This window comes from Pseudomonas sp. MF4836 (assembly GCF_002018875.1).
GTDB lineage: Bacteria > Pseudomonadota > Gammaproteobacteria > Pseudomonadales > Pseudomonadaceae > Aquipseudomonas.
On record NZ_MVOL01000001.1, the window covers coordinates 572136 to 585335 of the forward strand.

Below are 13200 nucleotides of genomic sequence, written 5' to 3' on the forward strand. Positions count from 1 at the left end.
GTCAGTGTCCTTCTGTCATCAGGTGGTTCAGTGCCTGGGTAGCGCGGGCGCCGGGCGTCAGGCTGGGGTCTTGCAGCAGGGTGATCACCACGTCTGCGCGCTTGGAGTAGGCCGGGTGTCGGAAGACTTCCAGGGCGCTATCCAGGTGCTGGATCTCCTCGAAGCCCCAGCGTTTGAGCTGGTCCAGCCAGATCAGGGTTTGCCGGCGTGCGCTGTCGTAAAAGCTGTGTGGGGCTTGCTGGGTGAGCGCGATGTTTTTGCGCAGGTGATGCTCGCCAAGCCCGGTATCGATAGCCGTCATTTCTCCATGACTGAATTGGAAGCCCCCCTGGACCGGGAGCGGGCCGTGGGCGTGTTGATAGCGCCACCACTGGTGCTCCGGGCCGAAGTTTTCACGCCATATCAGTTCTTGCACAGGGCCGAGCAGGGCTGCGGCGCGGTGGGGTTCGAGCGTGCCGAGAATGCTCGCGAGCGCCGCAGTCTCCTGGAGTCGCCAGCGTGCCTTAATGCCATTGGGCATCAGTACGAACAGGACTTCCCGTAGCTGGGCAAGCACATCGTCGATTGGTCGGGCTGATGCCATTAACACTGCACCGCCGATGGCTGCCCATTGGTCGAGAAAGAGTGCGGGCAAATCAGAGCCTGGGTGGTACTGCACCAGCAGCGGCCCGTCGCTGCGGTATTGGTCATACTCGGTTTCGCTCCAGACCCAGTGTTGCGAGGTGGCGTAGTCGACCGTGCGCACGAAATCGGCAATGGATGGTTGTTCCGGCGCGTCCGGTTGTTGCATCAGCCACTCTTCCAGTACTTCGCTTTCGAGTAGCAGATAGGTAGTGAGCGATGACGATTGCACGTCGGGCAGATGGGGCTGTTTCAAGGCCTGTAGCATGCTCAGCTTCCTTGAAAGTTGCCGCAAGGGCAGTCTGGGCGTGGGCAACTGCCATCGCTGCGTTTCATGCACAACACATCGAACGGCACGCCAGGGGCAGGCACTCCCAGGGGGGCGGGGATAGGACTCGCTCCACCCCCCTGCTTGTTCATCGGTCCCTTCAACACGATGTTGATGCCATTGAGCGTGATGCCGGAGCCGTCGATACGGATGCTCCCACCGGGCCCCTTGAGGGTCAGGTGGGTGGTTGCCTGGATCTCGTAGACCTTGGTTCGATGGCGAATCGACTGGCCGGCCTGTAGCTCGGCGTGGCCTTCGACGCTGTGTTCCTGATGCCCGCCGCTGCTGACCCAGTGGTTGGCCGTGGTCTTGTCGCGGCGGTGATTGCCGACTTCTTCGGTGCGGTCTTTGCCGGTGCGGATTGTGTGGTTGCGGCCGATGGTCAGGTAGTCGTCCTGGCCGATGTCGTGGCGGCGGTCTTGGCCAATATTGACCTGCTCGTTGTTGCCTACGGTTTCCTTGCGGTCGTGGCCGATGCTGATGGTTTCATCGTGCTCGACCTGCTCGCTGCGGTCGTGACCGACGAAGGTGGTTTCGTCGTGCTTGATATGGATGTTCTGGTCTTTCTGTGCGTGGATGTAGATTTCCTCCTGATCCTTTTCGTCCTCGAAGCGCAGTTCGTTGAAGCCTTCGCCTTTGTGGGTCTTGCTCTTGATCGTCATCCGGGTCTTATGACGGGGTAGTTCGTAGGGCGGCAGTTGCAGGCGGTTGTAGGTGCGGCCGGTGATGATCGGTTGGTCCGGATCACCGTCGAAATGGTCCACGATGACTTCCTGACCGATACGCGGGATGGCCATATGGCCCCAGGTCGCGCCGGAGATGTTTTGCGAAACGCGGATCCAGCAGGAGCTGTATTCGTCCTCTTTTCCTTCGCGATCCCAGGGGAATTGCACCTTCACGCGGCCGTATTCGTCGGTAAATATTTCCTCATTTTTTGGGCCGACCACGGTGGCGTTTTGCGGACCGTCGATCAGTGGTTTGCGCAGCGGCTCAGCGCGCCACTCGGCATCGTCCGGCACCAGTTCGGCCTGGTAGCTGTAGTGGGTGCCGAGTTGCGCCTCGGCGCTTTCTTCAGCCTGACTGGTGTACTGCTTGCCGTGGTGGACGATGCTCACCGGACGCCAGCCACGGTTCATGTCTTCCCGTGGGTGGCCCGCGAGAGTGAAGGAGATACCCGGTTGCAGGCGCGGATCATCGCCGTCGACCAGGGCCATGCGTGCATCGCGCCGATGACCACGTAGACGGTTCTCGGCGAAGGGTTTACCAGCCTCGTCGAACTTGGCGCGGGCCGGGTAATCGTAACGTTCGTATTGGCGGCCCTGATGGTCGAGATCGACGCCATCACGACTGTGCTGATGGCCATAGCGCGGATGGTGGAAGGTGTAGTCGCGCTGGGTCTGGCGCGCGGTACGCACGTTTTCGCTGTAGGCGAAGCGGCGCAACGCAGGTTGCGGCTGGTCGCCGCCGGGCGTGGGGTTGTATTGCACCGGTTCATCGCCCACCCGACCGTGGATAAAAAGGCGATCGCTGTGGACCAGTTGATGGCCTTCGGCACTATGTCGAAAGGAATAAAAGAACCCTTCCTCGCGCATGATGCGCTCGACAAAGTGGTAGTCGGTGTCACCGGCCTGCACGCAGTATTCGCGGGCTTGGTGTTCGGTAGTGAGACGTTGTTCGTAGTCCTGGGTAAGGCCGTGAGCATTGAGCACTGCCTCGGTAATCTGCGGCACGGTAAGGGTCTGGAAAATGCGCCAGTCGGAACTGAGCTTCAGCCGTGCCAAACGCGGCTCGACCACCGCTGAATAGCGTGTACGCCTGAAGCCGCTGTCGTGTTGCACGAAAGAGGACACGGCGCCATGCACATAGCGCGTCGGCGTTTCACCGTGCCAGAGCGTCAGCAACGCCGGTCGGTCCAGCACCTGCCCAAAGTCGATGGCCGGGTTGGCGCTGGTGAGTTCCACCGCGAGGTGGAAGGTCTCGGACAAGCCTTCGTGCAAGATGAACTCAACAACGTCAAAAGACTCATTGCCAATGCTGAAGGTGAAGCGCAGGTCGGATTGGGTGGCCATAGGGTTGTTCCTTACCTCCATTGAGCCGTGGCGGGGGCTGTCATAGCTTGAGGATGCTCTCGAGTGAATCCAGCACCATCTGGGTCGCGGAACCGAGCCTCATGGAGAAATACAGGTAGGCACCCGCGACGACGACGGCGGCGATGGCCCAGGGCGTCCACAGTGGCCATTGGCGCCCCAGGCGGTAACGCAGCGTGGCGACGTTGCTCAGCACATCCATCAGTCGCTCGGGTGAGTCGCCGCGCAGATGGCGCAGCTGCTGGTGCAGCTTGCCGATGGTGGCGTTGAGGGTGTCTTTGTTGTTGTGCTGTTGGCCGTATTTACCCTGGTAGCCCAGGCACAGGCAGAGGTACTTGAACTCCAGCACGTCGTGGTACTTGGCAACGTCCATTTGCATGCGCGACAGCACGGTGAAGAACTTCTCGCCGCCCCAGGTTTCGTTGTGGTGGTAGCTCAGCAGGGAGCGTCCTTTCCAGCGTGAACCCACGCCCCAGGGCGTGCCCATCACGGCTTCGTCGATAAAGGCGCACAGCGCATAGCGGAACGACAGCTGGGTCGCACCGTCGTAGCCAAGTTGCCTGACCTCTTCCGACAGCGCGGTGATGTGGTCGCGGACGCTCTCGTAGAGCCGATTGATGTCGGTCTCCGCCAGTTGATTCATGCGCCGCAGGCGCATCACCAGGCCGAACATCGGCTGGGCGATATCCACCAGCGGGTTGATGCTGTGCCCGCGCAGCTGGAATTGCAGGTCCTCGTCGGCGTTGATGCCGTGGACCCCCTGATACAGGACGCTTTCGCGGTCCTGGATGCCGGTTTCCCTGGGTGTTCGCATAAAATCGTCCGGCACATCGAGTGCGGCGGATTGCGGGCGGTTGCTGTCGTTACGATCGTTACCGACCACCACGGTTGTGTTCATCTTATTGACTCCGAATGGCCCAGAACTGCAACTCCAGTTCCGGGAAGTCGCCGGTGATATGGAAACCAAAGCCGGTGGCCCCGCGCTGCATCAGCCGTTGCCAATTGGGATGCGAGCGGTCGAGTTGGAAGTAGGTAAAACCGGCATGGAATGGCAGGTGCCTGGGCGCTACCGGCAGCGTCATCAGGGGGATGCCCGGCAATTGCAGGCGTATCAGTTCATGCAGCGATTGCTGCGAGGCGACCTTGGCCTGACGGACGAACAGCTGGCGCATTTGCTCCAGCGGCATGCGCGCGCGTACGGCCAGAATGAAATCGGCACTTTGCAGCAGGCTCGGGTCGCCGACATGCGCGGTGAGTTCGCCGTGGCCCTGTTTTTCCAGCAGCAGGGAAACGGCCCGTGGTTGCAGCACGGTGCTGAGCACTCGGCGCAGGGTTTCTTCGAGCATGCGAAACGAAGCATGGGGGTTGTCGTGCTGGTAGGCGGGGTAGTCCTGGGGCGTGCGCCCTTCATCGGTGAAGGTTGTCAGTTCGCCACAGGCTTGCCCGCACGCCAGGTAGGCATCCACTGGCCGAACATCGGCGTCGCGCGCCAGGTGCCGGAACAGGTGCTGCCAGCGGTTAAGCGCCTGCAGCAGGTTGAAGTCAGTCACGTCGGCCACGCCTGATTGGCCTGGAGAGCCGATACGTTGCGCGATGCTCTTGGCGCGCTCGTGGATCAGCGCAGCAATTTCTTCCATGAAGTGCGCCAGTGGCCGGATCGCCTGCAGGTACATGCCGGTGAGGTGGAAATCGCTGTCAAGCAGCAGGCTGCCATCGGGGCGCCGATCCAGAATGCGTCCGAGGGCGAGGCTGGTGAAGGCGCTGCGGTCGTCGCGCTCCAGTGCCAACTGGAGGTTGGGCACGGCCAGGGCGATGGGGGTGTGGTTGCCCTGGTGGCTATGGGTATCGCGGATATCTTCCGCTCGGTGAACGTAGCGGGTATTGCCAAAGGTATCCGGCCAGCGCACCTCGGATACTCCGTCCGAGCGCAGCGGCAGGGTCAGATAGATCGTCTGGTTGGCGGCGGCCGCGTTGGAAATCGCCAGCGGTTCCGGTGGCGGCTGGTCATGGGGAATATTGAAGGCGGTACCGTCCGGCATGATCCCCCGGGCGCGTACGATCGCGATCTTGCCGAACGACAGAAACTCCTGGTTGAGCTCAAGGTCGGCGAAGCCATAGGCGTACTTGCTGCCCAGGCGAACATTGACGTAGTGCTCAAGGTAGCGATCGGACTGCTGGAAGTGCTGCGGCTTTACGAATTGCCCCTCGCTCCAGACGATGGGGTTGCGGGTGGTCATGGGTACTTTCTCGCTTGTGTGGGGGCGTGCGGGGCAGCGTGCTCGGGACGGTAGCTTTCGTCGGTGATGGCGACACGGGTCTCCTGCAGGGTCACCAGCAAGGCGTATTTGCGCCCGCGAGGCTCTACACGGAACACGTCGTACCAGCGCTGGGCGTCAGGCGCGTGGAACGCGGCCACCACGGCGATGTAGCGGGTCTTTTCGTCCAGGGCACTGAAATTGACGAACTTGAACTGGCCGGGCACCAGCAGGTAATCGTCCGCAGTGATGTAGGTGCTGCCCAGGGCTTTCTTGGGTTTACTGTGAATCAGGTTGGGGTCGGCGTTCTCCAGCAGCGAATCATCCTTGAGCTGAATCACGCGAAAGGCCACGGGCGTGGCGCTGGTGGACGCTTGCACCTGGGGAGCAGGCGCGGGCGCCAGAGTCAGTTGCCTGCGGTATTGGCCCAAGGCCACGTCCTCGGGCTCTGCGCCAAGGGCCAGCACGTCGTCGGCGTCCTCTGGGGCAGTGCCTTGACGCAATCCCCAATGCGCTGGGGAGGGCAGCGGGCTCATTGCGGAGCTGACGTCGACCCAGGGGTCGAAAACGAACGAAGGCTGCGTAGCGTCCACGTTAAGTTCGAAGGTGGGGGGCTGCTTGACGCCCGCTATGGTGGTCGGCGCGGCGCGCAACTCCTCCTGCAGGTGGGTGAGCAAGGCGCGCAGGCTCAGCACCAGTTCCTCTCGGGTGTTGCTGTGCAGGTTGACGGCGAAGGGACCCTCATCGAGTGGCTCGCTGATCTCGAGTTCGATATCCGGCTCGGCAATCGGATTCGGGTTGACGCCACTGCTGGCATACAGGCTCAAGGCGATCTGCGTGGGCTGATCCTCTATCGCCCCCACCTGGATCTCGGGATCCATCAGGACCTGGCCGGTTTTGCTGAACACGTTGCCCACCGTGCTACAACCGGACAGCAACGCGCCGCCCAACAGCAGTGCGATGGCTTGTCTCATGGCGCCTCCGCGCGCAGTGCCTGGTCGTAGGCCTGGTCGAACACTTCCCAGAACAGTTTGTCGAAGCCTTGCTGGCGGCTGGAGCTCAGTTCGTCGTAATAGTGCCGGTACATTTGCCAGGCTCGGTCGCCAGGGAGTGCCTGGCCGTCCTGGCCGGATCGATAGCGGGCGAATCTGCGTTCCAGTTGTTCGGGGGCGAACGCCTTGAGCAGCGCACTCAAACCGGCGGCAACCGCCTTGAGCATCGCGCCCTGCTGCCGAAGAATCTGTTCCAGGGATTCCTCGACCGCTGCGGCAGGTGACAGGTGAACCAGGCTGCGCTCACTGGAAAAGAGTGCACGCACCGTCTCCGGGTAGCTTTGGCCAAGGCGCAGGGGGTTGTCTTCGATGGGCTGCAAGGTCCGATTCGCCAGCCCCAGGCGTTGACCTGATGGGGCCTGACTCAAGCTGCCGAGACCACGGATGAGTGCGGCGAGGGTGTTGCCGGCTTCGAACAGCAGGTCATGCACCGCATGCGGGTCCAGTGCGCCCACGGGCGCGCCCAGGCCCTCGACAAAAGGGGCCACGAGCCCGGCCGGGTCCCCACCCTGGGTGTAGTGGTCATCCAGCCAGGGGTTGGCCGAGGTAGAAGGGCTGTTTTGTCCCGACATGGGGAAATCTCCAGAGGCGTGCTTGGGGGCGCCGGAAACGGCTTCGAAGCGGGTGGTGGAAAGATCGACCTGGGCGGCCAGAACCGAGGATCCATAGTGCCGAGCGTCCAGGGCGGAGCCATCCTGTGTGGTACTGCGCTGACCCGCAGCGGCTTCCAGGGCCTGCAGCGGATCGAGCTGGCCATGGAGCGCTGCCGGCTCGGACAGTGACTCGAAGTCGGACCAGCCAGGCTCTTGTCGTGGCTGGAAGCCTGCCGCTGGCGAGTCGTCGCCGGCGGCGGGCAGGCTGTCCAGAGAGTCGATCGATGAACCCAGCAGTTCACCGACCTCATGTTCCGCAAGATGTCGGGAAGGGTCGGGTAGCGCGTGAGCCTCCTCATCCACATTGACAGTGAGGCGATACGGGCCGACATGGAGCTTGTCGGCGCTGCGCAGCTGGACGCTCATCAGTTCGCCGAGAGGATCTGCCTGGTCGTTGACGCGGGTTTGGCCGCTGCGGTCGATGACGAAGAAGTGCCCATCCTCGTGGCGGATTTCGCAATGGATGGACCGAACCCGGCCCGCGCGATCATGCAGGATCCAGTCGGCACCACGGGCACCGATGGTGCCCCCGGCTTTATCGAAGACGTGCCTTGGCTGACTGCCTTTGTGCAGAACCTGAGGGTTGTCGACCACCAGGGCCAGGTGTTGGGCGGAGAGTGTGCTGTTCATGTACGCAAGGAAACTCTGACAGGTGGCGGCCTGCTCAAGGCTGGCTGTTCCAGGAAGCTGGTCCACCCCAGTTGGGTGCCCTCGGCCTGCCGCAGGTTGAAGGGAGGCACTTCGTCTAGGCGCAAGCCCAGCTCGAGGTCGCAAGGCACCGGGTCACGCAACAGGAACACCATCAGTTGCTGCAACCGTTCGAAGTTCTCGCCGTGCGGCAGAAACTCGCGAAAGCGCTTCTGGCTCAAGTTCGAAATGACGAGGGTGAATTTGCAGTGCCGGGTGCGGACGCTGTCGCCGATCTGGAAACTCTCGCTCAGTTGGCCGTTGCTTTGGCCAAGGCGAATCCGGTCGTTCTCGGTGATCATCGTGTAGCGCAACTCGAAGTCGCGGATCTGCACGTCCTCCAGGTCGAAGCAATGGGCGATGAGGCCTGTCAGCATCCCGGGTGAGCGGCTGCGCAACACGACAGCGCCGGGAAAACTCAGCAGGCGGCTCCAGGCGATCGGTGTGTCGCCACGGGTGGCGTCATGTTTCAGGCCAATAAGTGCGAAAATTCGCCGGGAAAACTGGTCGTCGGCCCCAGGACGAAACCGAATGTAGTAGCGGTATTTGCGCCAGGCCTGGTGCAGCAGCGTCAGCAGTCGGTGATTGAAAAAGTCGAAAAAAGCGGGGCGGACGCCGACACCCTGTCCGGCCTCGTAGGCCAGGCGGTCCAGGTAATAACCGGGCAAGGGCGAGTCGGTGCCGTGCATGCCGAAGAAGGTCGCCTGCACGCGATACTGGTGCGGGATTGTGTCTTCGAGGTGCTCCGCAAATGCGACATCCGAGGCGGGGAAACCCAGGCCGGCATGGTTGCTCAGATGGATTCGCTGGTGCTCGGCTTCATAGCTGTCCGGCGATTCGAGGTCGTCTTCATGCAGCGCGTGCAGGCGCTCCAACAGGCGGAAGAAGTCATGCCCCTTGGCGTCGTGCAACAATTTTTCGCTCAGATCAGGGGTTGCGTACCGCTGCGCATCGGCCATGCGTAGTGCTCCTGATTGGAGGTGTTGATCGCTTCCAGAACATGGAACGACGAGATGCTGGCGTACAGCGCGAGGAAACGACTGAGCACGGTGCCAAACAGATAGAGGTCGCCCTCGCAGGAGAACCCCTCCTGATCCAGCTTCATCACGGTCCGGGTGCCGCGAATCGGCAGCCCCTTGTACATCTGCTCCAGTGGGGTACTGACCACTTCCTGAAGGCTGTCCAGGCGCTTTTGCGTCGCCCGGGCGCGCTGGATGTCGTGGTGCGCCGAGAAGTCATAGTTGCCGATGATGGCTTTCAGAGGCTCGACCGACAGCAGGGACAGGTAGGTCGGTGACAGGTTGGAGATCAGGCTCCAATGCAGGTCGCCGTCGAGGATCGGGCGGTAGGAAGGGGTTGGCGCGGTGAGGTTCCGATATCGAACAAAGGCCGGCGTATTGCGGGTGCCTTCGCAGATATCGCCAATGCCCAGGGCCAGAGGGAGGTCGCGATTGGTACAGGTCAGCGAGAGTGAAACCGTTTCTTCCCGCCCGATGTAGTGGTGGTCATCACCCCTGACGAAGGCGATGCGGTGCTCAACTCCCGACTCGACCAGGGACGGGGATAGCCGTGCGCGATAGTACAGGGTGGTCCGGCCATGCTCGTGTTCAATCTGATGGCGCAGCGACTCGAATGGCTGGTAGGTGCGCAGCCATTCTCCGGGCTGGCCGCTGTCCTCATTCTTCCAGCCGTCGACCTTGTCGATGCTGAAGACCTCGTAGGCATCCGGACGCTGTCCGCCGGGTTGCAGGCGATGCTCCGCGGCCTTGCCGGTCAGGCGAACGGGTTCGGCATCATGCTCGAACAGATTGACCGCCGGCGTGCAATACAGGGCCAGGTCGTCCTTGCGCACTCGGACATCCACCGGCATCGGGCGGCTGAAGTGGAATTCGATGCGAATGCCTGTGGTCGACTGATCCGGCCAGAAGGCGCGCAGATTGTTCAGCCCGAAAAAGTAGAAACGCCGGGCAAAGAGGAAGTACTCCTGGAGGATGCGATAGCCGTCCATGGCGTTCTTCGGATAGGGCAGCAACGCGGCGTCGGCGTCAAAGCCGGGGAAATCGATCTGGTTGAGCGGAATGTGCCGAACCACACCGTCCACCTCCATGCGGATCTCACTCAGATACTTGGCCAGCCAGAGGTACAGCGTCTGTGCGTTGTAGTCGCTGCCGCTGAGGTAGAAGTCGAGTCTGTCGCAGTCGTAGGTGTTGGGCGGGCTCTGGCTCAAGGTGGACAAGTCGACGCGTACGATCGATTTTTCCAGGGAATGGCCATCGCTGATGTCAGCGATATTGAATGGGTACACGCACACGTCCTGACAAGTCCGGAACTGGCAGTGGATGCCAGCCACGGGCCGCGATTGGATATAGGTGCCTTGGGGGACGGTTTGACGCCCGGTGATGGAGTGGTCCGCCGGCTCGAACTGGATGATGGTGGCGCTAGGCAAGGGGCGCAGGTAGTTCGGCCAGAGCATTTGCAGTAACGAGTGGGTCAGCTCCGGAAAGTCATCTTCGATCTTCAGACGCAGTTTGGCGGTCAGAAAGGCGAAGCCTTCCAGTAGCCGCTCGACATCAGGGTCCGTGGCTTCCTCACCCAGAAACGGGGCCAATTGCGGGTTGTTACGAGCAAACACGCGGCGCAAGCGACGCAGATAATCCAGTTCCTCGCGGAATTTTCCCTTCAATGGCATCCAGCTAGCCTCCCGGGCTATTTGCTACGTGACGTTGACCTGTCGGCCCTGATGGTGAAGAAACAGGTCGATCTCCACTTTCTGGTCGCTGTGGTTCAGAGGAACCAGGCAGACCAGCCGAAAGCCCAGATCGAGCGGTGAGGCCGTGCTACCCAGGGGCTTGACCTCGATGATGCGAGCCCGAGGTTCGTATTGGGCAACGGCGTGACGAATATCCAGGCACACCTGCTGGCGCAGATCCACTGTGCCGATTGCCGCGTCATTCAAGTCCCTGAGCCCCAGTCCGGGGCTGCTCAGGGAGCTGCCGTGGCGAGAGTTGAGGATCCATTCCAACTGGCGCTTGATGGCGCGGATACGCTCGGTCGCCACGTCTTGACGCGTGCGGCTGCGTCGTAGCGGCAGGTCCGGGTCCAGACGTTCGAACAGGCTTCCCTGTCCCGGCGACCGAGGCATGGTTCAGGCTCCCTGTCAGTCCTTGTCCAAGCGGCCGACCAGCGACAGCTCGAAGTTGGCACCCATGTATTTGAAGTGCGGACGTACCGACAGCGCGACCTGGTACCAACCGGGGTTGCCGGCGACATCCTGGACGACGACATGGGCGGCCCTCAGGGGGCGGCGGCTGCGGACATCGCTGGAAGGGCTTTCCTGGTCCGCGACGTACTGGCGAAGCCAGTTGTTGAGCTCGCGCTCCAGATCCTGGCGTTCCTTCCAACTGCCGATCTGCTCGCGCTGGAGCACTTTAATGTAGTGCGCGAGGCGGTTGATGATGAACATGTAGGGCAACTGCGTACCCAGCATGTAGTTGGTCTGTGCCGCCTGGCCCTCAGGTGTTTTCTGGAACAGCTTGGGCTTTTGCACCGAGTTGGCGGAGAAGAACGCCGCGTTGTCGCTGTCCTTGCGCATCGTCAGCGGAATGAAGCCCTCGCTGGAGAGTTCGAATTCCTTGCGGTCGGAGACCAGCACTTCCGTGGGGATCTTGGCCTGCAACTGGCCCAGGGATTCGTAAAGGTGCATCGGCAGGTCTTCTACTGCGCCACCGGACTGCGGGCCGATGATGTTTGGGCACCAGCGGAATTTGGCGAAGCTGTCGGTAACGCGACTGCCCATCAGGAAGGCGGTGTTGCCCCACAGGTAGTTGTGATGGTTGCCGTCGATGGTCTCCTCGTAGGTGAAACTGCGAACCGGATTCTCCAGTGGATCGTAAGGCTGGCGCAGGAGGTAGCGGGGCATGGTCAGCCCGAGGTAGCGCGCGTCTTCGGACTCACGCAGGCTGCGCCATTTTGCAAAGCGCGGGCCTTCGAAAATGTCCTTGACCTCCTTGAGGTTGGGCAGCTCCTCGAAGGACTCCAGGTTGAGCATTTCCGGCCCGGCAGCACCGAGAAACGGCGCATGGGACATCGCACCGACGGAGGCGAGATAACCCAGTAGCTTGATGTCCGGGGCGGAGGGGCCAAAGGTGTAGTTACCGATCATGCAGCCAATCGGCTGGCCGCCAAACTGGCCGTAGCCTGCGGTGTAGACATGTTTGTAGAGTCCGCTTCGGGTGATGTCGGCGGCGCTTTCCAGGTCCTCCAGCAACTCGTCTTTGGTGACGGGGATGAAGACAACCTGAATGTTTTCTCTGAAGTCGGTTCGCTGCACGAAATCGTATAGCGAGCGCCAGATCGATTCGAGTTCCTGAAACTCCGGCTGGTGGAGGACGGCGTCCATCTGTTTGCTGAGCTTGCGATCAATTTCAGTGAGCATCTGGTCGACCAGTTGCTTATTGATCGGCTGCTCGCGCGCATCGGACTTGAGCATTTCTGAAATGAACGCGGCGACTCCGCGTTCGGCGATCGCATAGCCTTCCTGGCTGGGTTCAAGACGGGTCTGGGCCATGATTTGGGCCAACAGGCCGCCCTCTGGCTGGCCGTCAGCGTGTTTCTGGGCTTCGGCGTTTTGAGCTTGCGTCATCTTTGCGTCCCTATTGAAACCTGGAGAAATGAGGATGGGCAGGAAGCGAGGCTTCAGGCCTCGGAGGCAGCCAGCAACTGATCAAGTTCCTGGGCTAATTTGCCGCGTGTGCTGTCATCACCCAGCAGCGCCTGGATCTGCTTGCGGAACGCCGGGATGTTGCCCATCGGCCCCTTGAGTGCCACCAAGGCTTCGCGCAGTTCCAGCAACCTGCTTAATTCAGGGACCTGCCGGGCGATGGAGTCGGGAGAGAAATCCTTTATGTTCTTGAACTTCAGACTGACGTTGAGGGTGTCACTGTCGTTGCCGTCTTCCAGGACTGCCGGCACCTCAACTTTCAAACTAAGTCCGGCTTCTGCCATCACGTCGTTGAAAGTGTCTTTGTTGATCTGGACGGCTGGGCGATCTTCCAGCGGAGTTTCATCGCTATGCCCTTTGAAGTCGCCGAGTACCAACATCTTCAGAGGGATTTCTATTTCTTCTTGCTCATTGCCTGTCGCCGGGACGTAGCGAATATTGATGCGTTCCTTGGGGGCAACTGAGCCAGTCTTTGAAGCCATGGGCTACTCCTTGTAATTAACTTTCTAGTTGATGCCTGCTAATGCCGATCAGGGCCGAGAGTCCGCAATAGATCCCATGCAGAGAGTGGAAAAATGCACTGCTGCAAGGGGTGGAGCTTGAGCTTTCCACTTTTGGAGAGCGACGAAACTCGACAGGCTGGACGTTGGAGGGTGAGGCTACGGTCAATACTTTAGGTCCGTATATAGGAAGTTTCTTAAAGGTGGTGGCGAATAATCTAATTCGCGGTTAAGGGTAATTCTGCAAATAAAGAAAATGCCTTGGCGATATAAGAAATATCTTATGGATATAGGCTG

Annotated in this window: 11 protein-coding genes; all 11 read right to left on the reverse strand. The window is 60.9% G+C overall.

What is annotated here, in order from left to right; all coding sequences use genetic code 11:
• Position 1: 1 nt before the first annotated feature.
• Genes MF4836_RS02595 through tssB form a run of 11 tightly spaced genes read right to left on the reverse strand, consistent with a single transcriptional unit; the run spans position 2 to position 12885 of the window.
• Complete coding sequence (locus tag MF4836_RS02595) at positions 2 to 889, reverse strand: DUF4123 domain-containing protein (protein ID WP_078468965.1); 888 nt, start codon at positions 887 to 889, stop codon at positions 2 to 4.
• Between the two features lie 2 nt (positions 890 to 891).
• Positions 892 to 3018: a type VI secretion system Vgr family protein gene (locus MF4836_RS02600; RefSeq protein WP_078468966.1), complete on the reverse strand. Its 2127-nt coding sequence runs from the start codon at positions 3016 to 3018 to the stop codon at positions 892 to 894.
• 40 nt (positions 3019 to 3058) lie between these two features.
• A complete protein-coding gene (icmH, locus tag MF4836_RS02605; RefSeq protein ID WP_078468967.1) occupies positions 3059 to 3934 on the reverse strand; it encodes a type IVB secretion system protein IcmH/DotU in 876 nt (291 codons plus the stop codon).
• 1 nt (position 3935) lies between these two features.
• Positions 3936 to 5273: a type VI secretion system baseplate subunit TssK gene (gene tssK, locus MF4836_RS02610; protein ID WP_078468968.1), complete on the reverse strand. Its 1338-nt coding sequence runs from the start codon at positions 5271 to 5273 to the stop codon at positions 3936 to 3938.
• Positions 5270 to 6265, reverse strand: coding sequence for a type VI secretion system lipoprotein TssJ (gene tssJ / locus MF4836_RS02615; RefSeq protein ID WP_078468969.1), 996 nt, complete (start codon positions 6263 to 6265; stop codon positions 5270 to 5272). The genes tssK and tssJ overlap by 4 nt, the downstream gene beginning before the upstream one ends.
• Positions 6262 to 7626, reverse strand: a complete 1365-nt coding sequence (tagH, locus tag MF4836_RS02620; protein WP_078468970.1) for a type VI secretion system-associated FHA domain protein TagH — start codon at positions 7624 to 7626, stop codon at positions 6262 to 6264. Before tagH ends, tssJ begins: the two co-directional genes overlap by 4 nt.
• Positions 7623 to 8642 (reverse strand): type VI secretion system baseplate subunit TssG, encoded by a 1020-nt coding sequence (gene tssG, locus MF4836_RS02625; protein WP_078468971.1) that lies wholly within the window; start codon positions 8640 to 8642, stop codon positions 7623 to 7625. The genes tagH and tssG overlap by 4 nt, the downstream gene beginning before the upstream one ends.
• A complete protein-coding gene (gene tssF, locus MF4836_RS02630) occupies positions 8606 to 10372 on the reverse strand; it encodes a type VI secretion system baseplate subunit TssF (protein ID WP_078468972.1) in 1767 nt (588 codons plus the stop codon). Before tssF ends, tssG begins: the two co-directional genes overlap by 37 nt.
• Before the next feature lie 24 nt (positions 10373 to 10396).
• A complete protein-coding gene (gene tssE / locus MF4836_RS02635; protein WP_078468973.1) occupies positions 10397 to 10825 on the reverse strand; it encodes a type VI secretion system baseplate subunit TssE in 429 nt (142 codons plus the stop codon).
• Positions 10826 to 10840: 15 nt separating this feature from the next.
• Positions 10841 to 12325: a type VI secretion system contractile sheath large subunit gene (tssC, locus tag MF4836_RS02640; RefSeq protein WP_078468974.1), complete on the reverse strand. Its 1485-nt coding sequence runs from the start codon at positions 12323 to 12325 to the stop codon at positions 10841 to 10843.
• A 53-nt stretch (positions 12326 to 12378) separates the two neighbouring features.
• A complete protein-coding gene (tssB, locus tag MF4836_RS02645) occupies positions 12379 to 12885 on the reverse strand; it encodes a type VI secretion system contractile sheath small subunit (protein WP_078468975.1) in 507 nt (168 codons plus the stop codon).
• Positions 12886 to 13200: the final 315 nt, after the last annotated feature.